General features: G+C 69.6%; 27 protein-coding genes and 2 pseudogenes. 14 read left to right on the top strand and 15 right to left on the bottom strand.

All coding sequences use genetic code 11. The features are described 5' to 3' along the window. Window positions 1-19 precede the first annotated feature (19 nt). Entirely contained in the window at window positions 20-262 is a 243-nt protein-coding gene (locus C4J65_RS26425) for an acyl carrier protein (protein WP_115744633.1), read from the top strand. Between the two features lie 175 nt (window positions 263-437). Further along, entirely contained in the window at window positions 438-545 is a 108-nt protein-coding gene (locus C4J65_RS37215) for a transposase (protein WP_115744632.1), read from the top strand. 465 nt (window positions 546-1,010) lie between these two features. Here the strand turns inward: C4J65_RS37215 and C4J65_RS26410 are convergent, their stop codons facing one another. Continuing rightward, window positions 1,011-1,814, bottom strand: coding sequence for a helix-turn-helix transcriptional regulator (locus C4J65_RS26410; RefSeq protein WP_115744630.1), 804 nt, complete (start codon window positions 1,812-1,814; stop codon window positions 1,011-1,013). A 120-nt stretch (window positions 1,815-1,934) separates the two neighbouring features. On the opposite strand from C4J65_RS26410, the gene C4J65_RS26405 reads away from it, so the two are divergent. From C4J65_RS26405 to C4J65_RS26375, 7 genes and pseudogenes are all read left to right on the top strand, one after another. Next, the gene (locus C4J65_RS26405) at window positions 1,935-2,357 is read left to right on the top strand and encodes a hypothetical protein (RefSeq protein WP_115744629.1); all 423 of its coding nucleotides are present in this window, start codon (window positions 1,935-1,937) and stop codon (window positions 2,355-2,357) included. Then, window positions 2,354-3,394 (top strand): NAD(P)-dependent alcohol dehydrogenase, encoded by a 1,041-nt coding sequence (locus tag C4J65_RS26400; RefSeq protein ID WP_115744628.1) that lies wholly within the window; start codon window positions 2,354-2,356, stop codon window positions 3,392-3,394. The genes C4J65_RS26405 and C4J65_RS26400 overlap by 4 nt, the downstream gene beginning before the upstream one ends. A gap of 752 nt (window positions 3,395-4,146) precedes the next feature. Continuing rightward, complete coding sequence (locus tag C4J65_RS26390) at window positions 4,147-4,515, top strand: VOC family protein (RefSeq protein ID WP_115744627.1); 369 nt, start codon at window positions 4,147-4,149, stop codon at window positions 4,513-4,515. 222 nt (window positions 4,516-4,737) lie between these two features. Next, window positions 4,738-5,403: an anthrone oxygenase family protein gene (locus C4J65_RS26385; RefSeq protein WP_162833358.1), complete on the top strand. Its 666-nt coding sequence runs from the start codon at window positions 4,738-4,740 to the stop codon at window positions 5,401-5,403. 606 nt (window positions 5,404-6,009) lie between these two features. Beyond that, entirely contained in the window at window positions 6,010-7,221 is a 1,212-nt protein-coding gene (locus tag C4J65_RS26380; RefSeq protein WP_162833357.1) for a hypothetical protein, read from the top strand. Between the two features lie 64 nt (window positions 7,222-7,285). After that, the gene (locus tag C4J65_RS36805; protein ID WP_240330509.1) at window positions 7,286-7,423 is read left to right on the top strand and encodes a hypothetical protein; all 138 of its coding nucleotides are present in this window, start codon (window positions 7,286-7,288) and stop codon (window positions 7,421-7,423) included. Between the two features lie 7 nt (window positions 7,424-7,430). After that, window positions 7,431-7,745 (top strand): annotated as a pseudogene (locus C4J65_RS26375) (transposase); the annotation flags it as partial. Window positions 7,746-7,927: 182 nt separating this feature from the next. Here the strand turns inward: C4J65_RS26375 and C4J65_RS26370 are convergent. The 3 genes and pseudogenes from C4J65_RS26370 to C4J65_RS26360 form a co-directional block, all read right to left on the bottom strand. Further along, window positions 7,928-8,650: a DUF4839 domain-containing protein gene (locus tag C4J65_RS26370; protein ID WP_115746634.1), complete on the bottom strand. Its 723-nt coding sequence runs from the start codon at window positions 8,648-8,650 to the stop codon at window positions 7,928-7,930. 434 nt (window positions 8,651-9,084) lie between these two features. After that, the gene (locus C4J65_RS26365) at window positions 9,085-9,543 is read right to left on the bottom strand and encodes an SMI1/KNR4 family protein (protein ID WP_102929325.1); all 459 of its coding nucleotides are present in this window, start codon (window positions 9,541-9,543) and stop codon (window positions 9,085-9,087) included. 129 nt (window positions 9,544-9,672) lie between these two features. Then, a pseudogene (locus C4J65_RS26360) lies at window positions 9,673-10,463 on the bottom strand (IS5 family transposase). Window positions 10,464-10,639: 176 nt separating this feature from the next. Between C4J65_RS26360 and C4J65_RS36165 the strand changes: the two are divergent. Both C4J65_RS36165 and C4J65_RS26350 read left to right on the top strand, forming a co-directional pair. Further along, window positions 10,640-10,972, top strand: coding sequence for a hypothetical protein (locus C4J65_RS36165; RefSeq protein ID WP_162833356.1), 333 nt, complete (start codon window positions 10,640-10,642; stop codon window positions 10,970-10,972). Between the two features lie 28 nt (window positions 10,973-11,000). Next, window positions 11,001-11,249, top strand: coding sequence for a hypothetical protein (locus C4J65_RS26350; protein WP_115744624.1), 249 nt, complete (start codon window positions 11,001-11,003; stop codon window positions 11,247-11,249). A gap of 936 nt (window positions 11,250-12,185) precedes the next feature. Here C4J65_RS26350 and C4J65_RS26345 read toward each other — a convergent pair. Together C4J65_RS26345 and C4J65_RS26340 are read right to left on the bottom strand one after the other, a co-directional pair. Continuing rightward, a complete protein-coding gene (locus tag C4J65_RS26345) occupies window positions 12,186-13,550 on the bottom strand; it encodes a class I SAM-dependent RNA methyltransferase (protein WP_115744623.1) in 1,365 nt (454 codons plus the stop codon). Window positions 13,551-13,611: 61 nt separating this feature from the next. Next, window positions 13,612-15,678, bottom strand: a complete 2,067-nt coding sequence (locus C4J65_RS26340; protein ID WP_115744622.1) for an APC family permease — start codon at window positions 15,676-15,678, stop codon at window positions 13,612-13,614. A gap of 550 nt (window positions 15,679-16,228) precedes the next feature. Here C4J65_RS26340 and C4J65_RS26335 point away from each other — a divergent pair. After that, a complete protein-coding gene (locus C4J65_RS26335; protein WP_115744621.1) occupies window positions 16,229-16,900 on the top strand; it encodes a TrkA family potassium uptake protein in 672 nt (223 codons plus the stop codon). After that, window positions 16,900-17,580 carry a TrkA family potassium uptake protein gene (locus C4J65_RS26330; RefSeq protein WP_061442113.1) on the top strand — a complete coding sequence of 227 codons (681 nt, stop codon included), beginning with the start codon at window positions 16,900-16,902 and terminating at the stop codon, window positions 17,578-17,580. The genes C4J65_RS26335 and C4J65_RS26330 overlap by 1 nt, the downstream gene beginning before the upstream one ends. 82 nt (window positions 17,581-17,662) lie before the next feature. Here C4J65_RS26330 and C4J65_RS26325 read toward each other — a convergent pair whose 3' ends face one another. The 8 genes from C4J65_RS26325 to C4J65_RS26290 form a co-directional block, all read right to left on the bottom strand. Beyond that, on the bottom strand, window positions 17,663-18,481 hold the full coding sequence (locus tag C4J65_RS26325) for a DUF3159 domain-containing protein (protein ID WP_115744620.1): 819 nt from the start codon (window positions 18,479-18,481) through the stop codon (window positions 17,663-17,665). Between the two features lie 3 nt (window positions 18,482-18,484). Further along, window positions 18,485-18,883 carry an OB-fold nucleic acid binding domain-containing protein gene (locus tag C4J65_RS26320; RefSeq protein ID WP_115744619.1) on the bottom strand — a complete coding sequence of 133 codons (399 nt, stop codon included), beginning with the start codon at window positions 18,881-18,883 and terminating at the stop codon, window positions 18,485-18,487. Window positions 18,884-18,977: 94 nt separating this feature from the next. Further along, complete coding sequence (locus C4J65_RS26315; protein WP_115744618.1) at window positions 18,978-19,661, bottom strand: response regulator; 684 nt, start codon at window positions 19,659-19,661, stop codon at window positions 18,978-18,980. Continuing rightward, the gene (locus C4J65_RS26310) at window positions 19,658-22,204 is read right to left on the bottom strand and encodes a sensor histidine kinase KdpD (RefSeq protein WP_115744617.1); all 2,547 of its coding nucleotides are present in this window, start codon (window positions 22,202-22,204) and stop codon (window positions 19,658-19,660) included. The genes C4J65_RS26315 and C4J65_RS26310 overlap by 4 nt, the downstream gene beginning before the upstream one ends. A gap of 133 nt (window positions 22,205-22,337) precedes the next feature. Further along, entirely contained in the window at window positions 22,338-23,030 is a 693-nt protein-coding gene (locus C4J65_RS26305) for an ABC transporter ATP-binding protein (RefSeq protein WP_115744616.1), read from the bottom strand. A gap of 187 nt (window positions 23,031-23,217) precedes the next feature. Beyond that, window positions 23,218-23,970, bottom strand: a complete 753-nt coding sequence (locus tag C4J65_RS26300) for a DUF3710 domain-containing protein (RefSeq protein ID WP_115744615.1) — start codon at window positions 23,968-23,970, stop codon at window positions 23,218-23,220. Between the two features lies 1 nt (window position 23,971). Continuing rightward, window positions 23,972-24,523 carry a dUTP diphosphatase gene (gene dut / locus C4J65_RS26295; protein ID WP_115744614.1) on the bottom strand — a complete coding sequence of 184 codons (552 nt, stop codon included), beginning with the start codon at window positions 24,521-24,523 and terminating at the stop codon, window positions 23,972-23,974. Then, the gene (locus C4J65_RS26290; protein WP_093457139.1) at window positions 24,520-25,104 is read right to left on the bottom strand and encodes a PaaI family thioesterase; all 585 of its coding nucleotides are present in this window, start codon (window positions 25,102-25,104) and stop codon (window positions 24,520-24,522) included. Before C4J65_RS26290 ends, dut begins: the two co-directional genes overlap by 4 nt. 57 nt (window positions 25,105-25,161) lie before the next feature. Between C4J65_RS26290 and C4J65_RS26285 the strand changes: the two genes are divergently transcribed. Continuing rightward, window positions 25,162-25,626, top strand: coding sequence for a DUF3093 domain-containing protein (locus C4J65_RS26285; RefSeq protein WP_115744613.1), 465 nt, complete (start codon window positions 25,162-25,164; stop codon window positions 25,624-25,626). Between the two features lie 13 nt (window positions 25,627-25,639). Here the strand turns inward: C4J65_RS26285 and C4J65_RS26280 are convergent, their stop codons facing one another. After that, window positions 25,640-26,596 carry a hypothetical protein gene (locus C4J65_RS26280; RefSeq protein ID WP_115744612.1) on the bottom strand — a complete coding sequence of 319 codons (957 nt, stop codon included), beginning with the start codon at window positions 26,594-26,596 and terminating at the stop codon, window positions 25,640-25,642. Window positions 26,597-26,608 lie beyond the last annotated feature (12 nt).

Below are 26,608 nucleotides of genomic sequence, written 5' to 3'. Positions count from 1 at the left end.
AACCGAAGGAGCGCTGCCGATGACCCTCAAAGACGAGGTCCTTGAGTACTTCGCCGATACCCTCAGCGGGTCCGACATCCGTGCCGAGGACATCACTCTGGACACGTCCCTCGACGACAATGCTCTGGAATACGACACTCGGGGTGCACTGTGGGTGTCCATGGTGGACGAGCGCTTCGCCGTGAGCATGGACGACGCCACCGTCGAGGGCTTCAAGACCATTGGCGACATGGTCAATTACATCGTGCCCCGCTACAAGTAAGTCCCTGCTGCGCATCACCCGGGCGGAGAGGTCGTCTCGGGGTGCCAGAGGCGATGCGCGCCGATGCCTGAGCGAAGCGAAGGCATCGGAACTCTTACTTCATTGTGGTGCTTGATCTTCTTACTAAAGGGGCCTGGTCTACCGGTGACCGGGCTCCCGGCGGCCGAGCTCAGAAGTGTCTGGGGAGTCTCCCGTCGAGCTGCACTTCCTTCCGCCGTACTCGCCCGACCTGAACCCTGACGAGCCGGTCATCGCCAACCTCAAGCACAGCCTGCCCAAGTAGCACCGAGCCCGCACCCAGGCCGAACTCGCCGCCGAAACCCGCCACGTCAGCGCCGGAGGCGATGTCCAGGGTTGCGAACAGGCTGGTCGTGCAGTGCCGTGCTGTGCCGTACGTGGTCGTGGGCCGTCTTCTCCGGCATGGCCCCCGCAGAGGCCGCCACCGCGACCGTCTACCAGTGCACCGTGGCCACGTTCAACGGCCGCCCCGGGGAGGTGTTTTGCGCCCGTGGTCTCTGCGACCACTTCCACCCGCCCACCGAGGCGCCCTCGATAGACGTCACTCACTCGCGCTCCGGACGACCGGTCCGCCAGGGACACCTCGAACAGCTCGGACACGGCCACTACCAAAAGAGGACTCAACGGGGCGGGAACAGGGCTCGGGGAGTTGATGGGCTGCGGGAAAGGCGAGCAGACCTGCACGGATCTTTCGTGGGCGTTGCCGCGTGGGGCAGTGGCGGGGGATCGATTACCGCTCGAGGAGTTCGGCCAGCATGGCACTCGTCGCTTGGTCAGCCGGTAGGAACGCCTCAAGCCTTAGTTCGGCGATGGTGACGTCGATGGCGGTGCCGAAATGGGTGAGCGTGGTGATGAGCGTCAGCTCCCTGTCGTCGGCTGGATCGTGTGTTCGCAGGCGCAGCGGTACGGCGAAGCCGAGGTGGTGCGGTGACGCGCACGGACGTGGGGGTGCCAGGCCGATGAGTTCGTGGGCCAGGCGTTGGAGTTGGTCGTCCGGGTTGCGCACGCTCTCGGCCTGGATGCTGTCGATGATGTGCCACGCCCACTCGTCGAGGTTGACGATGCGCGGTGCGAGGCCCTGCGGGTGCAGCAGCACCCGGGGAACGTTCACCGGTGGTACGAGCAGACGCGGAGCCACACCGGCGGTGAGGGCGTGGAAAGCGGTGTTGGCCGAGACGAGGTCACCGTGTCGGTCGACGACCACCGCCGGGTACGGCAGGTGGCCGTGCAGGATCCGTTCGAGGGCGATGCGAATCGGTGCGAGTTGGGGGTCGTCCAGGCGGGTCTGCGGGTAGACCGGTGCGAATCCGGCCGCCATGAGCAGTTCATTGCGCTCGCGGATCGGCACCTCCAGGGCTTCGCCCAGCCGGATGATCATTGATCGTCCGGGTGCTGACCGTCCGCTCTCGATGAAGCTGAGGTGCCGCTGTGTGGTTCCGGCGCGCATGGCCAGTTCCAGCTGGCTGACGCGCCGCCGGGTGCGCCACTCGCGCAACGCTCCGGCGAGACCGCCCCTGCTCGATTCGCTGATCACCCCTCTTGTCTAACCCGTTCGGCTGCTGATCCGCGATTCCCTGCGGGGAATTGCCGTGCGCCGCCCGGCGCAGCAGAGTCGTCGCCGCACCACGACCACGCGAAGCCGAGGGGATCCACCATGGCTGACATTGACATCCACGACCTCACCGACCGCTACGTCGCGGTGTGGAACGAACCCGACGGGGAGCGCCGCCGCGCCGCGATCCGCGAACTGTGGTCCGCCGACGCCGTCCACGTGCTGCAGCCTCCCAACGAGATCCTGCAGACCGCTGAAGGACTGGGCTTCGACCGTCTCCTTCTGGAGGCGCGCGGCCACCGTGCGCTGGAGTTCCGCGTGACGCGCGCCCACGAGGAGTTCGTCGCGCCGGGCACCTTCGTCTTCCGGTCGCGCAACAACACCGACCGGCTCCACGACGTCGTCAAGTTCAACTGGGAGATGGCCCCCCGGGACGGTGGTGAGGTCGCCGGCGTCGGGCTGGAGATCCTCGTGCTCGGCCCGGACGGCCGCATCGTCAGCGATTACCAGTTCATCGAGGGATGAGCGCGTCGACGGCCGCGCGCCCGTCGCTGGTGCGCAACTACCACCTCACCACCGGCGGCGGTATCGGTGGCCTGTCACTGCGTACGCACACACCCCGTACCCCCGGGGCGGGGGAGGTCGCGGTCGCGGTCCATGCCACCTCGCTCAGCTTCCGCGAACTTCTGGTGCTGCGGGGGCAGTACGTGCTGCCTGTCGAACCGGACGTCATACCGGTCTCGGACGGTGCCGGTGAGGTCGTCGCCGTCGGGCCGGACGTCCGGCGGGTGCGGCCAGGCGACCGCGTCACCGCCGCACTGTTCCCGCGGTGGTTGGACGGCCCGCTGGAACCGTCGTACCTGCCACAACTGGGTGGTTCGCTCGACGGAATGCTGACCGAACTGGCCATCCTCCCCGAGGCTGCCCTGGTGCCCGTCCCCGACCACCTCTCCTACGCCGAAGCGGCAACTCTTCCCTGCGCCGCTGTCACGGCCTGGAACGCCCTGACCGGCGACGGCCTCGGTGTCCAGCGCGGACAAACCGTTCTGGCCACCGGCTCCGGCGGCGTATCGCTGTTCACGGTGCAGTTCGGCAATCTCCTGGGCGCCAGAGTGATCGTCACGACAAGCCGCACGGACAAGGAACAGCGCCTGCGCGATCTGGGCGCCGACGAGGTGATCAACTACCGCGACATCCCGAACTGGCACACCGCCACCCGTGAACTCACCGCCGGGCGAGGTGTCGACCGCGTCGTCGACACCGCCGGAACGCTGGAGCAGTCGCTGAAAGCGGTCGCCGTCGACGGACACATCGCCCTCGTCGGGTCCCTCTCCGGCCACTGGCCACCGATCGACCCTCGTCTGCTGTTCGGCGCCGCAGCTACGGTCCGCGCACTGGCCGTCGGCAGCCGCGCGCAGTTCATCGCGATGAACAACGTCATCACCGCGCATCGGCTCCGACCAGTCCTCGACCGGACGTTCTCGTTCGAACAAGCCGCGGCGGCGTACGGGTACTACGCAACGGCCGGCCCGTTCGGAAAGGTGATCATCAAGATCAGATAGTCGGAGAGCGCACAGGCCGGGGGGTGGGCGGGTGAAATGGGCAGAGTCCCGCGCACGCCACAGCTGCACGCTCAGCCCCGCGTAACAGGGCCGGTGATCGAGGGCCGCCTGCCGCACCGCGGCCTGCTCGGCCTCCCCGAGCACCTGATGCACCCCGGCCGGCCAGCCCCGCACCACATCACCAGTCCCCCCCCGACCGCCGACCGGCCGCTTCGCCCACCAGTTGTCGACCGCCTTCAGCGACACGCCGAACACCGCAGCCACATCCTTGCGGTCCCGTCCCGCCACCAACGCGGCCACCCTCTCAGTGGCACCGCTGCACGGGGGCAGATCAAGTTGCGCAACGTTCTCCGCACGGAAAGATGTCAACCTGGGCGCAGACCGAAAATAGCAGTTCATAGCCGCTTTTCGGGTCTCAAACGAGGGCCGGCGGGCGCTCCGAGCGCCGAATGAGCCTCCGCGACCGTACGTCGGTTCGGCACGGGCAATCTGGCGTGGCACGGCTACCACCCCCAGTGCGGCAGCGCCTCCCTCCGGTACGGACCCTCACGCGGTGGAGCCGCGTCGGTGCGCCCACTGTGAACCGCCGCGCGTCAGTCGGTGAAGCTCACCGCATGTGCAACCCGTGCAGCCAGGTTCAGGCACTTTGAGGCGCTTGCCCTCCGCTCGGGCTCGGCAGGGCTGAGACGCCGATGAGTTTTCCGTCCTCGAACGGTCTATCCGGCGACACGACCGTGCCCGACAGGAGTGCCATGTCCACCATTCAGCCAGTGATCCTGACTGCCCATCGCGATGTTCTGCTCGGCTTCTATACACAATTGTTGGGCGCTGAGGAGATCTTCCGGGTGCCTGCGGAAGGACCGGCCTTCTACCTCGGCCTACGCATCGGCGACACCGACCTCGGATTGGTGGCCAAGGAGAACCCGGGGACCGGGGCGGCACCGCGAATCCTGCTCAGCATCGGTGTCGACGACGTCGACGAGACGCTCACCCGGGTGGAAGCACTCGGCGGAACGGTCCGCAGCGGCCCCAATGACATGCCGTGGGGACAGCGCGTCGCCCACATCCAGGACCCTGACGGCAACGCGGTGAACCTCACTCAGCCGATCCCTGCCCGGTGACACTTTTCCGCGGTGCTTGGGGCGGTCGTTGACTGCTTGGCGCCCGCGGACGTCACGGCCTCGTCCGCACACCCGTTCACCGCATCCCCCACGATCGCAACGCGCCCACCCAGCAGGCGGCGTCCGGCGCACCGCCCTGGACCGCGCCCCGCGCGACTTGCGCTGACTACGCCCCGCCTGCCGCACCCCCGCCACTCTCATCTGGGACGAAAGGCAACACGTGTGAAGAACCTCCAGCAGATCACCCTGATACTGAGTGCCCTCGCGACCGGCTTGATGGCCGGCCTGTTCGCGGCCTTCGCCTACTCCGTCATGCCGGGCCTGGCACGCTCGTCCGACCGGACTTTCGTCGAGGCGATGCAGAACATCAACAAGGCCATCCTCAACCCGGTCTTCATGTTCCCCTTCATGGCCGCGATCCCCCTACTCGGCCTTGCAGTCGTCCTGGCCTGGCGCGGCCACGGACGGGCCGCGCTGCCATGGCTGATCGCCGCGCTGGTGCTCTACCTCCTCGCCTTCGTGGTGACCAGCGGCCTCAACGTTCCCCTCAACGACCAACTCGCCAAAGCCGGCAGCCCCGACCACATCAAGGACCCCGCAGCCGTACGCGAAAACTTCGAGAGTGCCTGGGCCGCCTGGAACATCGTCCGCGCCCTGCTCCACACCGCCGCCTTCGGCTGCCTGCTGTGGACGCTGATCGTCTTCGGCGCGCACCGGACGCAGGAGACCGCAGCCACCGCCACCCTCACCCCACGACCGCTCGCCGCGGAGCAGCCCAACGGCGGCATCCACCCCGGCCCTGCACCGGTCGCGGGCAGCCCCACGGCGCAAGTGGGGCCGACGCTGCAGGGACAACGGGCTCCTTGGACCCGGGGCCCGCGCCGGTAGGCCGTCCGCACGGCAGGAGACGACAGCAGCGCCGTGCATCGTGCCGCCGCTGGCGGAAGGGGCCCCACGGACTCGGCTGGAAAGCCGGGAAGGAGATCTCGGGGGGGGCGTCCGCACGCCCAGACAGTGCAGCAACACCACCAGAACAGCGGGTCCCGCTCGAGCACTACACCAGCCGCACGATATCGACAATGCGAAGGAGGGCACCCAGGTGGCCGGTGCCTGCGCCAGTGAACCAACACCGCAGGGCGGATCGAGGGCCCGCATGCCTCGGTCCACCTCGTCCGCACTGAAATGCGCGCGCAGAGCGGTGGGCCGGGAGCCGCCGACATTGTCGGAAACGCTCGCAGCATGCACCGATGGGTGCGGCCGGCGCGGGAGCGTGAGAGCTGTCGGCGCGGGTGAGAGCTGCTCCGAGCCGGCCCCGAGGGAGCGGGGGCTTCCCGGCCGGGCGGCGGCTCGGCCTTCCAAGAGGTTCTTCCACCTCCTGGTTGTACGGATCACAACAGCAATACGTTGCAGTCAAGTTGACCTTGGGAAGGGAATATTGTGCGACTGATGCGCCGATATGCCATGTATATGACTTGCGTGTCTCTTCTAGTAGGTTTGGCGGGATGCTCCGACGGCGGTTCCGGAGCCGAAGACAGTGCCCCCAACGCATCCTCTGCGGCAAAGCCTCGGGGCGAGGCGAAAGGGTTCGATCCGCCGGTCAAGTTCGGCAAGGCGGTGAAGCTGCCGGTTGACGAGCACGTCAAGTCCTGGGGATTCGCACAGCTCGGGCCCCGGCTCTACGAGCGGACGGCCGCAGCGCTCAACGCCTACGACACCAGCTCAGGGCGCAAGCTGTGGTCGTCCCCTCTGGGCCGCAAGGACTGGTACACCGGCACGGCGGGAGGAGTGAGCGACAACCAGAGGATCCCCCCGGTCTTCGCGCAGCACAACGGGCGCACGGATGTGCTCTTCGCCTACGCCGACTACACGAAAGGCTCGGGCACCGAGGTCGACCGGACCGACGTGTACCTGCGGGCAGTCGATGCGGACACCGGCAAGGTGTCGTGGACTACGCGGTTGCCGGAACCCGCGAAGTCGACCGTCAGCGATCTGGAGCCTGCCGTCGTGGGCGCACAGGACGGAACCGCCGTCGTCAGGGTTCTCACCAGCACGGACGACTCCAGCGAGGACAGTGAAAGCGCCACCACTTACGCCGTCGACCTGAACAGGCGCCAAGTGACGTGGCAGAAGGAGCACTTCGCGGCCGGGGCGCTGGACAGCGGCGTTGTCATCGGGACTCAGCTGGGCGAAGAGGCCCGGTTCCAGTCGCTGCACGGCTGGCACTCCGACCAGACAGACCTCGGCCTCGCCGGCCGGACACTCACGGACGGAACGCCGCGCTGGAAGCTGGAGGGCCGGTCGTCGGTAGAAATCGAGCCGGTGGGTGGCGGCTTCTTCGCGACCGGATTGCTGCGCGACAGCCGCACGGGCAAAACGGTGCCCGGTGGCACGGACGGCACCCTCCTCCACTGTGTGTACGACCAGCGGTCCGTAGTCGTGTGCGACAGCGAGGAAGCCGTGCGAGGCATCGACGCCCGCACCCGCAAGGTGCTGTGGACCATCTCCGCAGACGACAACTCGCGGAAGAAGCCGAACCTCGGAAACGCCTGGCACGGAGCCGTCTACGCCAGCACGGACACCACCAGCGTCATCCTCGACGCCCGCACGGGCAAGGACCGCCGACCCTTCAGTGGCGCATCCCCCTACATGCTCAACCAGTACGCCGCGGTGAACATCGACATGGTCGTGTATCCCACCACAGGATGACCATCTGAGCGCCCCCTGGAGTGTCTGATCAATGCGGATCTGCTGATCAAGGGAGAGACGCCAAGTGAGCGATACGACGATCGAGCACGAGTCCGTGGAGGAGCCGGTCAGCGGTGCGATGCCGTCGACCGCGGCGGACGAACCGCTCGTCGCGATGCCGATTGACCGGACCCGGATCGAGGAACTGCAGCTGACCGGGTGAGGGCAGGCTGTTGCGGATGCTGACCGAGCGAGTGCTGGAGTCCACCCCGGAGGGCGAGATCACCGATCACCTCGGCTATGAGAAGCACGATCCGGCCGGGAAGAACAATGGCAACAGCCGCAACGGCACCCGGCGAAGACCGTGCTGACCGACGTCGGGCCGAGGTGAGGGCGCCGGCAGCTGTGAGCCGCAGATCGTCAAGAAACGGCAGCGGCGCCTGACCGGGGTGGACGAGATGATGCTCTCCTTGTCCCCGAAGGGACTTACCCACGCAGAGATATCGGCTCATCTGGCCGAGGTGTACGGCGCCGAGGTCTCCAAGCTGCCAAGGAAGTGTCGAACGTGGTCGGCGAGCCGTTGGGCAGGGCTGGTTGCGGGCACGGGGCAAGGATGGCGCTGCCGTCTGGCAAGCTTGGTGGGAAAGTTAAAATCTCTGGAATGGATGGAGCAGGGGGCTGTTCCATCGGGCAGCTCCCTGCATGTTTGGAAGGCTGGCCATCTCGGCTACCGGTCCTCCGTCGAGACCGGGGCGAGGCGGAATAGGCACTGGACCGTGTCGAACTCGATCACCTCGGCGATGAAGCGGAACTTGTCACCAACTGCAACGGTGGCCGGGACCTCCTTGCCGGTCAGGTGGAGGTTGCCGGTGTTGACGTCCTCGTACTTGAAGTTCGGGCCGTCCGTCGTCCGCGGCCCCTTGTCGCCCGGGCCCAGAAGGAAGTCGTAGCGGGTCCGGTCATCCGCGTGGGCCGCCATGTGCCTGATTGACCCGTCGAAGGCGACCGTCTGCCCCGCGTGCTTGGTGGCGAAGTTCACGTTCGCTCCGCCACACGGATCCGCCTTCAACAGCGTCGCGAACTCGGGACTGTTCTGCGCCGTGATCACCTCAGCGGTGGTCGGGGCGTCTGCGGGCGGCGTAGCGGAAGACTTCTCACTGGTGGCCGGCGAACTGGCTGACGCGCCCTTCTCCTCGTCGCCGTCGCCGTCGCCAAGTGCAACGCCTGTGCCGATGATGGCGGCCAAGACCACGAGGACGGCGGCCCCCGCCCCGATCAGACGCCAAGGCAGTGGCCTCTTCGGCCGACGAAAGTTGAGGGTGGTGCGAAGTCTGCCTGGGAGCTGTTCCACGAGCTCCCATCCGTCCTTCTGCATCTTCGAGATCACCAAACCGTCGGCGCCCCGAACGGCCCGCACGGCCTTGTACTCATACTTGATCTCATCGGCCATGCGGCTCTCCGCCCCGTGAAGCGAACTGGTCATACCAACTGGGCGCGAGCATAGATGACTCCGCGAGAGCCGAACGTCGCCTTCGGCCCCTGCTCTCGCGCTCGTCCGGGTCGCTCGCTGCCGCGCCTGAGCAACGCGTGTCGGTTGCGGATGCAGGGCATAAAGACGGCGTCGATGCCTACGCCTATCCGTGCCGTTCGACGCTGACGTCCGCAGGGTGCTCCCCCACGAAGAGCCGCCCGACTCGAACTCGCGATCGTAATCGTGACCGCTCGCAACCGGCTTCGTCCCTGTCCAAGCAGGACAGGGGCGAAGGAACGCTTATGCGGCGATCGTGAGCGGGGTTTCCATCCGTTCCCAGGGGACCTGTAGGTCAGCGAGGAGACCGCCCAGGCCCTTAACAACGGCTAACAAAATGGTCGTCGGGCCTGTGCTTACAGGTATCCCGGCTCGCCGTCGGCGTTGAACCTTGTCAGGGAGCGCTCCAGCAGCTCCAGAAACTGTCGTAGGTCATCGGCTACCTTGTCGAGCTCCGCTTCGTCCAGTGACGCCGTCCGCGTCCGGTAAACGGCCCCATCAGGCCCCGCGACATAGATCAGGCCGCCGCCGTTCGAGCCGATGACCAGGCCACGGCTCTTTTCGTCCGTGCCGAAGTCGACAACGCCGTACTCCTGGAGCCGCAGCAGGAGGTCACCGGCCGTATCGAGGAAGTAGCCGTTGCCGACGTCCTCCCAGGTGACGTCACCGATGCTTTCGTAGAAGGTGACCAGGTCAGCTGGTGTACGGGTGACTTGGGCGAGCGTGTGTGCCGCGGCTTGATCGTTGTGGTCGGCCGGCCGGACCTGATTGATCCCAGGAGGAAAGCCGTGCCGATGCTCGAACTCGCCCGTCATGGTCGTGAGAGTCCCGCTGACCCTCTCTGTCCACGAGGCCAGCCAGGCAGGCGAAAGCGATCGGTCGCTCATGGGGCCGGATCATGGCATGCGCGACGGACATCCATGGAGTGCCCAGCGGTTCCAGTGTCAGCGCAATGCCCTGAGTTGCCGATGGGTGATGAGGCAGCAGGCGAGTTTGAGGAATGCTTCGTGGATGTCGGCTCGCCGTTCCCAGCGGATTCGCAGGCGACGGAAGCCGTGCAACCAGGCAATGCTCCTCTCCACAACCCAGCGGTAGGTGCCCAGTCCGGTGCCGTGCAGGGTGCCGCGGCGGGCGATCGCGGGCACGATGCCGCGGGCACGGACCTGGTCCCGGTAGATGTCGTGGTCGTACCCGCGGTCGGCGAACAGCGAGTCCGGCTTCCGGCGAGGATGACCGACTCGGCCGCGGACTGGCGGGATCGCGTCGAGCAGGGGCAGGAGCTGGGTGACGTCGTTGCGGTTGCCGCCGGTCAGCAGGACCGCGAGCGGGGTGCCGTGTCCGTCGGTGATCAAGTGGTGCTTGGAGCCGGCTCGTCCCCGGTCGACCGGCGATGGGCCCGTGTGCTGCCCCCTTTTAGCGCCCTGACGTGCGAGGAGTCGACCACACAGCGGGACCAGTCCAGACGTGCGGCCGCGTTCAGTTCGGCCAGCAGAATCTCGTGCAACCGCTGCCAGACGCCGGCCGCGTTCCAGTCCCGCAGCCGGCGCCAGCACGTCATGCCCGACCCGAAGCCGAGGTCCCTGGGCAGGTACTCCCACTGGATCCCGGTGTGCAGCACGTACAAGATCCCGCACAGCACGTCCCTGTCCGGCAACGGCTTGCGACCTGGATGCCGGAACCTGCGCTCACGCTGCGGTAGCAGCGGCTCCAGACGGTCCCACAGTTCATCCGACACGATCCACGGCGACGTCCCCACACCGAACCGAACGCTCAACTCCCGTGCCGGACACGGCAACCAGGACTGATCCACCTCATTGTGTTAGCCGTTGTAAGGAGGCGAAGCGGGAGGGGTCGCCGCAGCGGCGTACGGCGGTGCGGTTGTTCGAGTCTTGGTGTGCGGAGCAGGGGCGCGTGGCGAAGCCCTGCACGACGGCGACGTACACGGAGTACGGCCGACACCTGATGAAAGAAGAACAAGCGGGCGCTGCGCAGGAAGGAAGTGTTCCGATCACGCTGCCGTACCTGGTCCCGATGATGAAGAAGGCGGAGGCGGATGACCGGCCGATCGGCTGGCGCGACTCGGCGATGCTCGCCTTCGGGTACCGGTTCCTCGGACGCAGCATCGAAGACGTCGGCCTGGACCTCGAGGACCTGACGATCACCGACGACCGCGTGTTCGTCTGGCTCGCCGAGGACAAAACCCACAAGGGCGAGGGAACACAGACGATCACGTCGACTGGCTGACGGAACAGGGCATCACCACCGGTCCGGTGTGGCGCGAGACCCTGCGAAGCGAAAAGGTCGCAACGCCGGAGACCCGGGCCACAGGGGGCGGGTCACCAAGCGCGGCATCTACCTGCGCCCGCAGACCGTGAACGACCGGGTGAAGCACTGGTTCGCCGCGGCCGGACTCAAGAGCGACGGACGCCCCGTCTCCTCGCACGGCCTTCGCGCCGGCGGCGCCACCGGCCTCGGTACGAGCGGCGCGACGGACGAGGAGCTGGAAGAGGCAGGCCGCTGAAGAAGGGGTCGCGCATTCCTCGGGAGCGGTACGTCCGGCCGACCAAGAACGCGGTCCGGGACCTCTTCAAGAAGGTGCCGGTGCACGACCCGAACGCCCAGGCACAGGAGTGACCTGAGCTTGTGACGGGGGCCCGCACAGCCGTGTACGGCCCCCTTCGGACGTGCTCAGGTGGGGAGAGGGAAGCACCGCGCGCATAGCGGCAGCGGTGAGGACGAGGAAGCAGAGGATGCCCACAAGACGTCGCTCCCCCAGGGCGTTAAGGGCGCGCTGCCGTTCGGGGCGACGTCAAGCACGGACTGGCCGGCAAAGCGGGCCAGGCCGGTGGCGTCGATCTGCTACTCGACGTCGGCCATCGCTTCGGCGGGGAGAGCTGGAAGGTGCGGGACAGGGCGCGGCGTTGTAGAGGGGGATGAGGGGGTTGACGGTGAGGGGGACGATCTTACCGAGGTCTACAGTGCTTGCCGCTGTGCGCGTGTGCAGCTGGGCGCCGAGGCACCACGCAGCCTATTCGAGCTGGTTTTGCCCGCGATCCGCACTCGCTCGTTTCTCCTTACCTGGGGTGGGGGACCCATCTCCGGGTTGCGCCCACCAAATCGATCAAGACGAAGATCCGGACCACACACGGGCCAGCATCCAGCTCACAGTGAGCCCAATATACGTTTCCGCTGGTCACGGCATTGCTCATGATGTACCACCAGTAGACCAGGAACCTGCTGGACCCTCTGCTGATGCGACCGAGCGTGACTGTTTGACACCAAGATCCCCGGCGCCCCTGCCTCGCGGCTTCCCCATCAGGCCATCTGACCAGCGACGCAACACACCTGACACCCCATCAGGACGAGCGTCAAATGAGCGTCACGAGCGTCATTTCAGCGTCAAGATATCGCCCGTAACGCCCACACCGCACATAACGCGCACACGAAAAACCGCAGGTCAGGAGCCCTTTACGGCCGGTTCGAGGATCGCGACGCACTCCACATGATGGGTCATCGGAAACAGATCGAACACCCGAAGCATCCGCACCCGGTACCCCCCGTCCCGGAAGTACCCCAGGTCCCGGGCCAGCGCGGCCGGGTCGCAGGCCACGTAGGCGATCCTGCGGGCGCCCAGGGTCGAGAGGTGCTGGACCGTCTTGCGGCCGGCGCCCGCGCGGGGCGGGTCGAGGACGATGAGGTCGACCTCGTCGATGCCGGTGCGGGGCAGGACGGACTCGACCTTGCCCTGCTCGATGCGGACGCGGTCGAAGGCGGCGAGGTTGTGGCGGGCGTCCTCGACGGCGCGCTTGCCGGACTCGATGCCGAGGACCGCGCCCTGGTCGCCGACGCGGTCGGCCAGGGCGCCGGCGAAGAGGCCGACGCCGCAGTAGAGGTCCAGGGCCATGTCGCCCTTGCGGGGCAGCAGGCCCTGCATGACCGCGGTCACCAGGGTGTCGGCGGCCTTCGGGTGGACCTGCCAGAAGCCGCCGGAGCCGACGCGGTAGGTGCGGTCGTCGGCGCGCTCGCGGACGAAGGGGCGGCCGTGGACGCGGTGGACGCCGCCGTCCTTCTCCTCGACGCGCATGACCGAGACCGGGCGGTCCAGTTCGACGATGGGGAGGCGGGCGCCGGGCCTCGGGGTCAGGATGACCTGGCGGTCCTGGGAGCCCGTCGCCGCGATCGCCTCGACCGTCGCCATGCCGGGCCAGTCACGGCGCTCGATGCCCAGCTCGCTGACGCCCTCCGCCGCGATCATGCAGTGGTCGATCGGCTCGATCTCGTGGGAGCGGTGGCGACGCAGACCGGCTCGGCCCTCCGCGTCCACCGCGTACTGCACGCGCGTGCGCCACGACGGGACCTGGCCCGCGGGCAGCTTGTCGCCCTCGGCCGGCATCACCGTGCCGTCCCAGCCGGCCTCCTCGGGGGTCAGGCCCGCCAGGCGCTGGAGCTGCTCGGCGACGACCTCGCCCTTCAGGCGGCGCTGGGCGCCCGGCTTGGCGTGCTGCCAGTCGCAGCCGCCGCAGCGGCCGGGGCCGGCGAAGGGGCAGGGGGCCTCGATGCGGTCCTTGGAGGGGCCCAGGATCTCGACCGCGTCCGCGCGCAGGAAGCGGGCGCCCTCCTCGCCCTCCGTCACCCGGGCCACGACCCGCTCGCCGGGCAGCGTGTGCCGGACGAAGAGCACCTGGCCCTCGGACGTGCGCGCGATGCAGTGGCCGCCGTGGGCGACGGGGCCGACCTCGACCTCGTACTCCTCACCCACCAGCGAGACGGCCTCGGACACGGCTCGCTTCTCCGCCTGCGACTTCTTCGGTTCTGCCTGCATGGCGGGGTGACTCCAGAGAACGGGGGACGACAGGGACGACAAAGGACAGCAGCCGTCCAGTCTACTTGGACGAGGAGGAGTCCTTCGTACGGTCCTGGTGGTGGGCCGGTCCCCGCCGGACCGCGCCGGGCGCGCTCCAGTTCTGGCGCTTGCGGGCCCGGCGCCTGGCGGCCTCGGAGGACTCCAGCTGGTAGGGGACGGACGTGACCATGACGCCCGGCGTGAACAGCAGGCGCCCCTTGAGGCGCAGGGCGCTCTGGTTGTGCAGCAGGTGCTCGTACCAGTGGCCGACCACGTACTCGGGGATGATCACCGAGACCGCGTCGCGCGGGGACTCCTTGCGCAGGCTCTTGACGTACTCGATGACCGGCCGCGTGATCTCGCGGTACGGCGAGTCCAGCACCTTCAGCGGTACGGCGATGCCGCGGCGCTCCCACTCCTCGCGCAGCGCCTTCGTCTCGGCCGGGTCGACGTTGACGCTGAGCGCCTCCAGGCTGTCGGAGCGCATGAGCTTGGCGTAGGCCAGGGCGCGGAGCGTGGGGCGGTGGATCTTGGAGATCAGGACCACCGAGTGGACGCGGGAGGGACGCACCATGTCGTCGCTCTGTGCCTCCTCGGGGTCCTCCGGGGCCGCGATCTCCTCGGCGACCCGGTCGTAGTGCTTGCGGATCGCCGTCATGGTCGCGAAGAAGATGCACATGCCGAGCAGCGCGACCCAGGCGCCGTGCGTGAACTTGGTCGCCAGGACCACGACCAGGACGAGACCGGTGAAGAAGGCGCCGAAGGCGTTGATCGCGCGGGAACGCATCATGTGGCGGCGCTTGGACTGGTCCCGCTCGGTGGCCAGGTTGCGGTTCCAGTGCCGGACCATGCCGATCTGGCTGAGCGTGAAGGACACGAAGACGCCGACGATGTAGAGCTGGATCAGGCGGGTCGAGTCGGCGCCGTAGACGACGACCAGGAGCATCGCGGCCCCGGCGAGGAGCACGATGCCGTTGGAGAACGCCAGGCGGTCGCCGCGGGTGTGCAGCTGGCGCGGCAGGTAGCGGTCCTGGGCGAGGATCGAGCCGAGCAGCGGGAAGCCGTTGTACGCGGTGTTGGCGGCGAGGAAGAGGACCAGCGCGGTGGCGGCGGCCAGCACGATGAACAGGAAGCTGCCCTCGCCGAAGACCGCCTCGGCGACCTGGGAGATCACCGGGTGCTGGACGTAGTCCGCGCCGACCGCGACGCCGTTGTGGAAGAGGTCGGTGGCCGGGTTCTCGGACATGCGCACGTCGGTCGCGGAGGCGAGCGCGATGATGCCGCAGAACATGGTGACGGCGAGCAGGCCCATCATCGCGAGGGTGTTCCCCGCGTTCTTGGACTTGGGCTTGCGGAAGGCCGGGACTCCGTTGGAGATCGCCTCGACGCCGGTGAGAGCGGCGCAGCCGGAGGAGAAGGCGCGCAGCAGGAGGAAGATCAGGGCGAAGCCGGCCAGGCCCCCTTCTTCCGGCTTGATCTCGAAGTCCGCGGTCGGGGCGCGCATGGTGTCGTCCAGGACCAGGCCGCGGAACGCGCCCCACACGATCATGATGAAGACGCCCGCGACGAAGACGTACGTCGGAATCGCGAACAGGGTGCCCGACTCCCTGACCCCGCGCAGGTTCATCAGCGTGAGCAGCAGGATCACGGCGACCGCGCACAGGACCTTGTGCTCGACGACGAAGGGGACCGCCGAGCCGAGGTTCTCGATGCCGGAGGAGATGGAGACCGCGACGGTCAGGACGTAGTCGACCAGCAGGGCGCTGGCGACGGTCAGACCGGCCTTGGGCCCGAGGTTGGTGGTGGCGACCTCGTAGTCGCCGCCGCCGCTCGGGTAGGCGTGGACGTTCTGCCGGTAGGAGGCGACCACGGTGAACATCAGGACCACGACCGCGACCGCGATCCACGGGCTGAAGTGGTACGCCGACACGCCCGCGATGGACAGGACGAGCAGCACCTCGCCGGGCGCGTACGCCACGGAGGACAGCGGGTCGGACGCGAACACGGGAAGCGCGATGCGTTTGGGCAGGAGCGTTTCGCCCAGCCGGTCGCTGCGCAGTGCGCGCCCGATGAGGATCCGCTTGGGCACGTCGGTCAGTTTGGACACAACAGAGGATCGTAAGCGTTCGAACGGGCGGCCGCCCCACCGCCACCCCCGATCCGTACGCAGTCTGCTCTACGGGTGAATTCGGGGAGTGCTCCGGCTGCGGATTCCGCAGGTGACGGGGTTCGCATGTCTATATGACTGCTTACCCGACAAGCACTGCCCGTTTTCCGGCCGTTGCCGCCCCTGGAGGTCCCATGCACCTGAGCGCAGAGCTGATCGGCGCCGCCGCCACGCTGGTAGGCCTCGGAATCCTGACGGTCGCCAGCATCCGCAGCATCTGCCGCCGGGGGTCGTCGGCCGGGGGATGAGACGGCTCCTGCGGGCCCCCGGGGCTTGCCGATACGTTGGATCCGGACGCCGGTACGTCGGTTCCGGACGGGGGAACCCGGCTTCCCGGGCCCCTAGCGGCGTCAGCGTCGGTGCGCACCGGCATGATGTTGCCCTGCGGCCCGCGCACTGGCCGCGACGTGTCGCCAGGCGAGCCGAAAGAGAGACATGAGCAAGACATTCAGCAAGGCCGGCGGGCCCGCAGGAAGCGCGGTGTGAGGCGATGCATATTGTCATCATGGGCTGCGGGCGCGTGGGCTCCGCGCTCGCCCAGACCCTGGAGCAGCAGGGGCACACGGTCGCCGTGATCGACCGGGACCCCACCTCGTTCCGTCGCCTCGGTTCCTCCTTCGGCGGCCGCCGCGTAACCGGCATCGGCTTCGACCAGGACACCCTGCGCGAGGCGGGCATCGAGGAGGCCGGTGCCTTCGCCGCCGTGTCCAGCGGCGACAACTCCAACATCATCGCCGCCCGCGTGGCCCGGGAGATGTTCGGCGTGGAGAACGTCGCCGCCCGCATCTACGACCCGCGCCGCGCCGAGGTCTACCAGCGCCTGGGCATCCCCACCGTGGCCACCGTCCGCTGGACGGCCGACCAGATGCTGCGCCGTCTGCTGCCCTCGGGCGCCGAGCCGCTGTGGCGCGACCCCACCGGAGGTGTCCAGCTCGCCGAGGTGCACACGTCCTCGTCCTGGGTGGGCCACAAGATCAGCCGACTTCAGGAGGAGACGGGCGTGCGGGTGGCGTTCGTCACCCGGCTCGGGGAGGCGATCCTGCCGTCCTCGCAGACCGTCCTTCAGGAGGGTGACCTCGTGCACGTGATGATGCGCACCGACGAGGTCCACAAGGTCGAGGCGGCGTTCGCCAAGGGTCCCGAAGAGGAGGACGGTCACTGATGAGGGTCGCCATTGCCGGAGCCGGCGCGGTCGGCCGTTCGATCGCGGGCGAGCTGCTGGAGAACGGCCACGAGGTCCTGCTCATCGACAAGGCGCCGACCGCCATCTCGGTCGAGCGCGTCCCGATGGCGGAGTGGCTGCTCGCCGACGCGTGCGAGATCACGTCCCTGGACGAGGCGGCGCTCCAGCGCTGCAACGTCGTCATCGCCGCGACGGGCGACGACAAGGTCAACCTGGTCGTCTCCCTGCTGGCCAAGACCGAGTACGGCGTTCCGCGTGTCGTCGCCCGGGTGAACAACCCGAAGAACGAGTGGCTCTTCAACGAGTCCTGGGGCGTGGACGTGGCCGTCTCCACCCCGCGGCTGATGTCGGCCCTGGTGGAGGAGGCGGTGAGCGTCGGCGACCTGGTCCGGCTGCTGCGCTTCAGCCACGGCGACGCCAACCTGGTCGAGCTGACGCTGCCGGAGGAGTCGGCCCTGGCCGGTACCCAGGTCGGGGACGTCCAGTGGCCCGAGGACACCTCGCTGGTGACGATCATCCGCGGCACCCGGGTGCTGACGCCGTCCCGGGAGGACTCCCTGGAGGCGGGCGACGAGCTGCTCTTCGTCGCCGCGCAGGCCCGCGAGGAGCAGCTGGAGGACCTGCTGTCGGCGCGCCGGCGGCCCGACGGCGTGGTCTGACCGGCGCGGAGGAGCCGTACACGGCGGTGGGGCGCCCGGAATTTCCCGGGCGCCCCACCGCCGTACCGTCCCGTCCCGCCCGTCAGGCCTTGCGGTGTCTGCCACCGCGCAGGTCCGCGGACTCCCCGTCGGCCTCGGACGGCACGGGCAGGGCGCCGCCGGACTCCTCCTGCGACCGTTCGCGCCGTTCCCGCTCGGCCTTCTCCGCCTTCTCGGCTTCTTCCGCCGCCTCCATCTCCGCGAACACGTCGATGGGGGCCGGCGCCTTGGCCAGGAAGACCCAGGTCAGCCAGACGGCGAGCAGGAAGGGCGGGATCTTCAGGGTGACCAGGACCCAGCCGAGCTGTTCGGTGTCCGCCCACCAGTACAGCGGGAAGAGGATCGCGCTCTTGCCGAGCAGGATCAGGCCCCACGCGTAGCTGGCCTTGGTGTACGCCTTCTTGCGGCCCGGGTTGCGGGTGCGCCAGGAGAGGTTCTCCTTGAAGACCGGGCCGAGGATCAGGCCGATCAGCGGCACGCCGGCCAGCGAGGTGACGATGTACGCCAGCGCCAGGCCCAGGGTGTAGAGCATGCCCGGCAGATAGAAGTTCTTGGCGTTGTCGGTCATCATCGCGAAGACCACGCCGAAGGCGACCCCGAAGACCCCGCTGAACGCGTGCTTGACGGTGTCCTTCACGACGAGCCGGACGACGACCAGCACCACCGACACGGCCAGGGCCGCGATCGCCGACATGTGCAGGTCGTTGTTCAGGGTGAAGATGGTGACGAAGAGCAGGCCCGGCAGCACTGTCTCGATCATGCCCCGCACGCCGCCGAACGCCTCGAACAGCGCGGCCTCCGTCACCGCCCGGGCGTCGTCGGCCTCTGTCGTCTCTTCGGTCGGCTTGTCGAGCGACGTCACCGGCTACTCCCGTCCGAGGGGTCTCAGTTCGTATTTCGGGTTGAAGAGCACCCGGCGGCCGTGGCTCATGGAGATCCGGCCCGATGCGATGAGCTTGCGCCCCGGCTCTATGCCCACGATGGAGCGTCTGCCCAGCCACACCACGTCCAGGGCGGCGGAACCGTCGAACAGCTCGGCCTCCAGGGCCGGAACGCCCGCACGCGGCCGCAGGGTGACCGTGCGCAAGGTACCAGTAACCGACACGACCTGCCGGTCCCGGCAGTCTCCGATACGCGTGCAGCCGGCCGTGTCGGCGTCCTCGCGCAGTTCCTCCGACTCCAGGTCCTCCTGTGACGAGGAGAGCCGGTCGAACATGCGCCGGAACCGGCCCACCGGCTTGTCGGAACGCGGAGCAGCACTCATATCTGAAGCGTACCGGGGCACGCCGACAGCCATGCACCCCTCCGGGGACGGGATGGCGAGGCTCACTTCCCCCTCACGTTCCGTGCGCGCCCTCTCACTTCTCGAAGCGGTACCCCATGCCCGGCTCGGTGATGAAGTGCCTCGGGTGTGCGGGGTCCGCCTCGAGCTTGCGGCGCAGCTGGGCCATGTAGACCCGCAGGTAGTTCGTCTCCGTCCCGTACGACGGCCCCCACACCTCCTGCAGCAGCTGCTTCTGGCTGACCAGGCGCCCGGTGTTGCGCACCAGCACCTCCAGCAGATGCCACTCGGTGGGCGTCAGGCGTACGTCCTTGCCGCCCCGGTTGACCTTCTTCGCGGCCAGGTCGACGGTGAACTCCGGGGTGTCCACGACGACCTCGTCCTCGCCGCCGGGGACGGGCTCGGCCCGGCGGACGGCGGCCCGCAGCCGGGCCAGCAGCTCGTCCATGCCGAAGGGCTTGGTGACGTAGTCGTCGGCGCCCGCGTCGAGGGCCTCGACCTTCTCGTCGGAGGAGTGCCGGGCGGACAGCACCAGGATCGGCACCCTGGTCCAGCCGCGCAGCCCCCTGATCACCTCGACGCCGTCCATGTCGGGCAGGCCCAGGTCCAGCACCACCACGTCGGGGTGCCGGGCGGCGGCGAGCTGGAGCGCGGTGGCGCCGTCGTGGGCGGCGTCGACCTCGTAGTGCCGTGCCTTGAGGTTGATCACGAGGGCCCGCACGATCTGCGGTTCGTCGTCGATCACGAGCACCCGGGTCATCGGGCGGCCTGCCTTTCTGCTGTCGCGAGGCGGGGTGCCGATGCCGGCCGGCCCACCGCGCGGAGGGTGAGGACCATGGTGAGGCCGCCGCCGGGGGTGTCCTCCGCGTTCAGGGTGCCGCCCATCGCCTCGGCGAAGCCGCGGGCCACGGCCAGGCCGAGTCCCACGCCGGCCCCGCGCGGGGCGTCGCCGTAGCGCTGGAAGGGCTCGAAGATGCGGTCCTTGGCCTCGTCCGGCACTCCCGGCCCCCGGTCGACGACGCGCACCTCGACGCGGTCGGCGAGGGCGCTGGCGGCGACCAGGACGGTCCGGTCGTCCGGGCTGTACTTGACGGCGTTCTCCACCAGGTTGGCCAGCGCCCGCTCCAGGAGCCCGGCGTCCACGGCGACCATGGGAAGCGTCTCGGGGATGTCCAGCTCCGCGCTCCCCTCCGGGACCCCGCCCAGCGCCATCGGCGCCACCTCGTCCACGTCGATCTCGCGGATCAGCGGGGTGACGGTGCCGGTCTGGAGGCGGGACATGTCGAGCAGGTTGCCCACGAGGTGGTCGAGGCGGTCTGCGCCTTCCTCGATGCCTTCGAGCAGCTCCGCCCGGTCCTCCTCGGACCAGGCCACGTCGTCGGACCTGAGGCTGGTCACCGCGGCCTTGATCCCGGCCAGCGGGGTGCGCAGGTCGTGGCTGACGGCGGCCAGCAGCGCGGTGCGGATGCGGTTGCCCTCGGCCAGCGCGCGGGCCCGGTCGGCCTCCTCGCGCAGTCGGCGCCGGTCCAGTACGACGGCGGCCTGGGCGGCGAAGGCGGCCAGCACCCGGCGGTCCTCGGCGGGCAGGACGCGGCCGGTCAGCGCGAGGGCCATGTGGTCGCCGACGGGCATGTCCACGTCCGCGTCCTCCGGGCGGTCGACCGGCGGTCCCGACCCGGCGCGGCCCGCGCAGGTCCAGGGCGCCACGTCGCCCTCCCGCTCCAGGAGGGCGGCCGACTCCATGCCGAAGGTCTCGCGCACCCGCTCCAGGAGCGTCTCCAGGCTGGTCTCGCCGCGCAGTACGTCACCGGCGAGGAAGGACAGGATCTCCGACTCGGCACGCAGCCGGGCGGCCTGGTGGGTGCGGCGGGCCGCGACGTCGACGACCGAGGCGACGGAGAGCGCGACGCCCACGAATATGGCGAGCGCAAGCATGTTCCTGGGGTCGGCGATGGTGATCCGGTTGACGGGCGGCGTGAAGAACCAGTTCAGCAGCAGCGACCCGACCGCGGCCGAGGCGAGCGCCGGGTAGAGCCCGCCGAGCAGGGCGGCCGCGACGGTCAGCGCCAGGTAGAGCAGGACGTCGTTGGCGAGCCCGAGGTGGACCGTGGAGAGCAGCAGCGTCAGCAGTACCGGCCCGCCCAGGCCCGCGAACCAGCCCCAGGCGATCCGGGACCGGCCGAGGCGGGCACCCCTGGCCACCGGCAGCCCGCGCCCCTTGGCGACCTCCTCGTGGGTCACGATGTGGACGTCCAGGTCGGAGCCGGACTCACGCGCGACGGTGGCGCCGACGCCGGGCCCGAAGACGTACTGCCAGGTCTTGCGGCGCGAGGAGCCGAGGACGATCTGGGTGGCGTTGACGCCGCGGGCGAAGTCGAGCAGGGCGGCGGGTATGTCCTCGCCGAGCACGTGGTGGAAGGTGCCGCCCAGGTCCTCCACGAGGGTGCGCTGCACCGCCAGCTCCTTCGGGGAGGCCGAGGTCAGCCCGTCGCTGCGGGCTATGTACACGGCCAGCACCTCACCGCCGGCGCCCTTCTCGGCCAGGCGCGCGGCCCGCCGTATCAGCGTGCGTCCCTCGGGGCCGCCGGTCAGGCCGACCACGATGCGTTCGCGCGAGCCCCAGATCTTCGAGACCCGGTGCTCGCTGCGGTACTCCTGGAGGTACTCGTCGGCCCGGTCCGCGACCCACAGCAGGGCCAGCTCGCGCAGGGCGGTGAGGTTGCCGGGGCGGAAGTAGTTGGACAGGGCCGCGTCGACCTTGTCCGGCTGGTAGATGTTGCCGTGGGCCATGCGGCGGCGCAGCGCCTGCGGCGACATGTCGACCAGTTCGATCTGGTCCGCGCGCCGCACCACCTCGTCCGGCACGGTCTCCCGCTGCCGTACGCCGGTGATGGACTCCACGACGTCGCCGAGTGACTCCAGGTGCTGGATGTTGACGGTCGAGACGACGTCGACGCCGGCGGCGAGGAGCTCCTCGACGTCCTGCCAGCGCTTGGCGTTGCGCACGCCGGGGACGTTGGTGTGGGCCAGCTCGTCCACCAGCGCCACCCGGGGGCGGCGGGCCAGTACGGCGTCCAGGTCCAGTTCGGTGAAGGCCGCGCCCCGGTACTCGACCTCCCGGCGCGGCACCTGTTCCAGGCCGCGCAGCATCACCTCGGTGCGTGCCCTGCCGTGGTGCTCGACGAAGGCCACCACGCAGTCGGTGCCCCGTTCGACGCGCCGGTGCGCCTCGGACAGCATCGCGTAGGTCTTGCCGACGCCCGGTGCCGCACCGAGGTAGATCCGAAGCTTGCCGCGTCCCATGGCCTCATTGTCTTCCGGTCACCGCTGATTGCGCAGCGTCGACCCTACGGCCCGCAATCGCGGCAAAAGGGGCGGGGGTGCGGATGCCGGTCGTCCTTGACGGAACTCTGACGGCCGGCTTCTCCGGGCGGTGTCACTCCTCGACGATCTCCCCGTCCCGCAGCTCCAGCACCCGGTCGGCGAGGTCGAGCAGGGTGGCGTCGTGCGTGGCGACCAGCGCCGTGACCTGCTCGCTGCGTACGACGGCCCGCAGCAGCTCCATCACGGAGTGCCCGGTCTCGGCGTCCAGCTGGCCGGTGGGTTCGTCGGCGATCAGCAGCGCGGGGTTGTTGGCGAGGGCGCGGGCGATGGCGACCCGCTGCTGCTGTCCGCCGGACATCTCGGCGGGGCGCTGGGCGGCGTGGTCGGCGAGGCCGACCAGGGAGAGCAGCAGCTCGACGCGTTCCTCGCGTTCGCGCGCGGCGGCCCGGCGCAGCCGCATCGGTACGCCGACGTTCTCGGCGGCGGTGAGGATCGGGATGAGCCCGAAGGACTGGAAGACGAAACCGACCCGGTCCCGGCGCAGCGCGAGCAGTCCGTCCTCGTCCAGCTCCGCGAGGTTCCGGCCGTCGACCTCGACCCGCCCGGCGTCCGGGGTGTCGAGTCCGCCCACGATGTTGAGCAGGGTGGTCTTCCCGGATCCCGACCGCCCCTTGAGGGCGACCAGCTCCCCCCGCGGCACGTCGAAGGAGACGCCGCGCAGGGCGTGTACGGCGGCGCTGTCCCGGCCGTACGACTTGCGCACGTCCTCGACGCGCACCATGGTCTCCGTGACCACCTGGGTCATGCTGTGCCCTCCCCCGTCTTGCTCCGTGAACCGGGCGCCAGTATCACCGGCGGCGGGGAACGGATCAACGGCCGGGGCCCGATCGGGGCCGCACGACCTGCCGACGGCAGCGCGAAGGGCCGCGTCCTCCTGGGGACGCGGCCCTCGTGGCGCGCGCGTACGGCCGGAAGCCGTACCGGGTCCTCGCCTACCGCACCTCGGTGATCTCCGGTCCGCGCTGGAGCTGGCCCATGCCGCCGGCGAAGCGGGAGCCCTCCTCCTGCTGGACACCCTCGGGGACCATCTGCGCGTCGTTCGGCAGCTTGAGGACGATGGGGTCCCTGGGGGCCATCGGGCCCTCGCCGCGGACCACGACGGTGTCCCGGAAGATCTGCTCCAGCAGACCGGCGGCCTGCGGCTGCACCGCACCCTGGCCCGAGATCACGCCGCGCAGGAACCAGCGGGGCCCGTCCACGCCGACGAACCGCACGACCTGGAAGCCGCCGGTGCCGTCCGGCAGCTGCACCGGGACCTGGGCCCGCAGCTCCCAGCCCAGCGGACCCTCGACCTCGTCGATGATGCCGCCCTGCTGGGTGATGCCGGAGCCGATCTCCTCGCGCACCTCGCCCCAGATGCCCTCGCGCTTGGGGGCTGCGAAGCCCTGGAGCTGGATGGCGCTGTCGCGCAGCACGACGGTCGCGGCGACGATCGCGTCGCCCGCGACCTCCACCCGCAGTTCCATGCCGTCGACCCCGGGGATGAACAGACCGCCCAGGTCGACCCGGCCCTCGCCCGGGTCGCGGACCTCGGTGCTGTCCCAGGGCCCGTCGGGGCGCGGCTCGGGCTCGAGCCGCACGCGTTCGCGCTCTTCGTCCGCCTCGGTGCCGACGCTGTCGACGACCTGCTCGGTCTCGCCGGCCGCGTCCTCGGCGGCGTCGTTCTTCTTGCGACGTCCGAACACGTCACTGTCCTTCCCGGTCGGATACGACCGAAGCGTATCGATTCCCACCCGTCGGGCCGCCTTCGGCGACCTGACCGCTTGTGCCGCTCGCAGGGTCCAGCCCGGCGTGGCCGCCGGTGGACCCGAAGCCCCCCTCGGCCCGCGCCGAGCCGGGAAGTTCCGCGACCTGACGGAAGCGGACCCTCTCGACCTGCTGGACGACCAGTTGGGCAATCCGGTCGAAGCGCTCGAACCGCACGCTCTCGCGCGGGTCGAGATTCACCACGATCACCTTGATCTCCCCACGGTACCCGGCATCAATCGTCCCCGGGGCATTCACCAGGGCGACGCCGCAGCGTGCGGCCAGTCCGGAACGTGGGTGCACGAAGGCCGCGTACCCCTCGGGGAGTGCGACAGACACGCCGGTGGGCAGAACGGCGCGTTCGCCGGGCGCCAGCACGCGGTCGACGGTGGTGCGCAGGTCGGCGCCGGCGTCCCCGGGCTGCGCGTACGCCGGAAGCGGTACGTCGGGGTCGACGCGGCGGATGAGCACCTCGAGGTCGGCTCGGCTCACGGGTTCACCTCGAAGGCGCGGGCGCGGCGGAGCTGGTCGGGGTCGTCCATGGCGGCGCGGATCTCTTCCTCGCGGCCGTTCTGGACGAAGTGCTCGACCTTGACCTCGATGAAGAGGGCGTCGGCGCGGACGGCGACGGGGCCGTCGGGCCCGCCGATCCGGCCGGTGGCGGTGGAGTAGATCTTCCGGCCGGCCACCGCGGTGACCTCGGCCTCCAGGTACAGCGTGGTGTCCACGGGCACCGGCCGCCGGAAGTCGGTCTCGAGCCGTCCGGTCACCGCGATCGTGCGCAGCAGCCAGTTCAGCGAGCCCAGCGTCTCGTCCAGGGCTGTGGCCAGCACCCCGCCGTGCGCCAGGCCGGGAGCGCCCTGGTGGGCGGGGCGGACGGTGAACTCGGCGGTGATCGACACGCCTTCGCCCGCGCGCGCCTGGAGGTGCAGTCCGTGGGGCTGGTCGCCGCCGCAGCCGAAGCACTGGCCGTAGTGGGCGCCGAGCAGCTCGCCGGGGGCGGGCGCGTCGGGGTGCCGTACGGGTTTCACGGCGTCGGCGGGGGGCTGAAGACCTGGGGAAGTACCACTCACAGGCGCAGACCTTACCCGCGCGTCGGCCGAACACCGATACCGTGCCAAGCTTGCTTCATGCAGCTCTCCACGGCCCCGTACGAAGAACGCCTCACCGCGCCCCGCTCCTGGTGGCTGGTCTCCTTCCTGGTGGGGCTGGCGTTCGCGCTGATCCTGCTGCCGTTCGGCACGCTGCCGATGCTGGGCGGCCTGGCGGGCGGCACCGCGGTGGCGGCGGTGGCGGCCAGTTCGTACGGCGCGGTCCGCATCCGGGTCGTGGGCGACTCGCTGATCGCGGGCGAGGCGAAGGTGCCGCTCTCGGCGCTGGGAGAGGCGGAGATCCTCGATCCGGAGGAGGCTCGCGCCTGGCGCACGTACAAGGCCGACACCCGGGCGTTCCTGCTGCTGCGCTCCTACATTCCGCGGGCCGTGCGGGTGCTGGTCACGGACCCGGAGGACCCGACTCCGTACCTGTATCTGTCGACGCGCGAGCCGGAGCGGCTGATCGAGGCGCTGGAGGCGGCGAAGGCCGCGGCCGCGTAGGGCCGCCCGCGGGTCAGCGGTCGTCTTTGCCGAAGTTTTCCCCGCGGCCGGGCCGGCCGGGTCCGATCCCCTTGGTGATCGCGCCCATGTCGAGGGCGTCCTGCGGGCGTTCCAGGGCCGGGAGGTCGCCCAGGGCGCTCCAGGCGACCTGGTTCCTGCGCAGGTCGGTCCGGATTCTCGCGGCCAGCTTTCGGGTGTCGCGCCGGTTCATGACGGCGCCCACGGCCGCGCCCACCATGAAGGGCATCAGGTTCGGCAGGTCGCGCACCATCCGCTTCATGATCTGCTGGCGCAGCTGGCGCTTCATGTGGCTGTTCATCGCCGAGCCGAGGGTCGACGGCTTGGACACGTCGACGCCGCGTTCGTCGGACCACGAGTTCAGGTACGCGGTGCTGCGCTGGGCGAGGCCGCCGGGCGGCCGTACGCCGTAGACCTCGTGGAGTTCGGCGATCAGCTTGAGCTCGATCGCGGCGACGCCGGTGATCTCGGCGGCCAGTTCGGTGGGCATCGCGGGTGGTACGGGCAGCATCGCCGCCGCGCCGATGCCCGCTCCCACGGTCGCGGTGCCCTTGGCCGCGCCGGCCACGAGCCGGTCGGCGATCTCCTCGGGACCCAGGCCCGGGAACTGCCTGCGCAGCGCCGCCAGGTCCCGTACGGGCACGCGCGGGGCCAGGTCGATGATCCGGTCGGCGAGGTGTGCCAGGGCCGCCCTGGCGCGGGCGCCGCCGTTGCGGACGCCCTGTCCGGCCTTGTCCCGGAACGCCGCTGCCCGGCGTCGGGCAGCGGGTGCCGGAGGCGGCGTGGTCGCCGGGAGGTCACTCCGGTCGGCCACTGGCTCGAGCGGGGCCCTCCCCGTATCGGTCGGGCCCCGCTCGTCGTCACGCGCGCTGTACGGACCGTCGGACGGCCCTTGGTCCGCTCCTCGTCGGGAGAAACGGCGCTTCCAGGGAGGGGTCGAGCCGGTGGTCACGGCCGACCCCGC

This window comes from Streptomyces sp. CB09001, from assembly GCF_003369795.1.
Lineage (GTDB): Bacteria > Actinomycetota > Actinomycetes > Streptomycetales > Streptomycetaceae > Streptomyces.
This window is presented reverse-complemented; position numbering and strand designations above follow the sequence as displayed.

Excerpts from the sequence above, each read along its gene's own strand:
- C4J65_RS26390 (WP_115744627.1), top strand. The coding sequence starts at position 4,147 with ATGTCCACCATTCAGCCAGTGATCCTGACTGCCCATCGCGATGTTCTG.
- C4J65_RS26400 (WP_115744628.1), top strand. The coding sequence starts at position 2,354 with ATGAGCGCGTCGACGGCCGCGCGCCCGTCGCTGGTGCGCAACTACCAC.
- C4J65_RS26335 (WP_115744621.1), top strand. The coding sequence starts at position 16,229 with ATGCATATTGTCATCATGGGCTGCGGGCGCGTGGGCTCCGCGCTCGCC.
- C4J65_RS26310 (WP_115744617.1), bottom strand. The coding sequence starts at position 22,204 with ATGGGACGCGGCAAGCTTCGGATCTACCTCGGTGCGGCACCGGGCGTC.
- C4J65_RS26320 (WP_115744619.1), bottom strand. The coding sequence starts at position 18,883 with ATGAGTGCTGCTCCGCGTTCCGACAAGCCGGTGGGCCGGTTCCGGCGC.
- C4J65_RS26365 (WP_102929325.1), bottom strand. The coding sequence starts at position 9,543 with ATGACGGGCGAGTTCGAGCATCGGCACGGCTTTCCTCCTGGGATCAAT.
- C4J65_RS26425 (WP_115744633.1), top strand. The coding sequence starts at position 20 with ATGACCCTCAAAGACGAGGTCCTTGAGTACTTCGCCGATACCCTCAGC.
- C4J65_RS26330 (WP_061442113.1), top strand. The coding sequence starts at position 16,900 with ATGAGGGTCGCCATTGCCGGAGCCGGCGCGGTCGGCCGTTCGATCGCG.
- C4J65_RS26345 (WP_115744623.1), bottom strand. The coding sequence starts at position 13,550 with ATGCAGGCAGAACCGAAGAAGTCGCAGGCGGAGAAGCGAGCCGTGTCC.
- C4J65_RS26315 (WP_115744618.1), bottom strand. The coding sequence starts at position 19,661 with ATGACCCGGGTGCTCGTGATCGACGACGAACCGCAGATCGTGCGGGCC.
- C4J65_RS26285 (WP_115744613.1), top strand. The coding sequence starts at position 25,162 with ATGCAGCTCTCCACGGCCCCGTACGAAGAACGCCTCACCGCGCCCCGC.
- C4J65_RS26305 (WP_115744616.1), bottom strand. The coding sequence starts at position 23,030 with ATGACCCAGGTGGTCACGGAGACCATGGTGCGCGTCGAGGACGTGCGC.
- C4J65_RS26370 (WP_115746634.1), bottom strand. The coding sequence starts at position 8,650 with ATGGCCGATGAGATCAAGTATGAGTACAAGGCCGTGCGGGCCGTTCGG.
- C4J65_RS26405 (WP_115744629.1), top strand. The coding sequence starts at position 1,935 with ATGGCTGACATTGACATCCACGACCTCACCGACCGCTACGTCGCGGTG.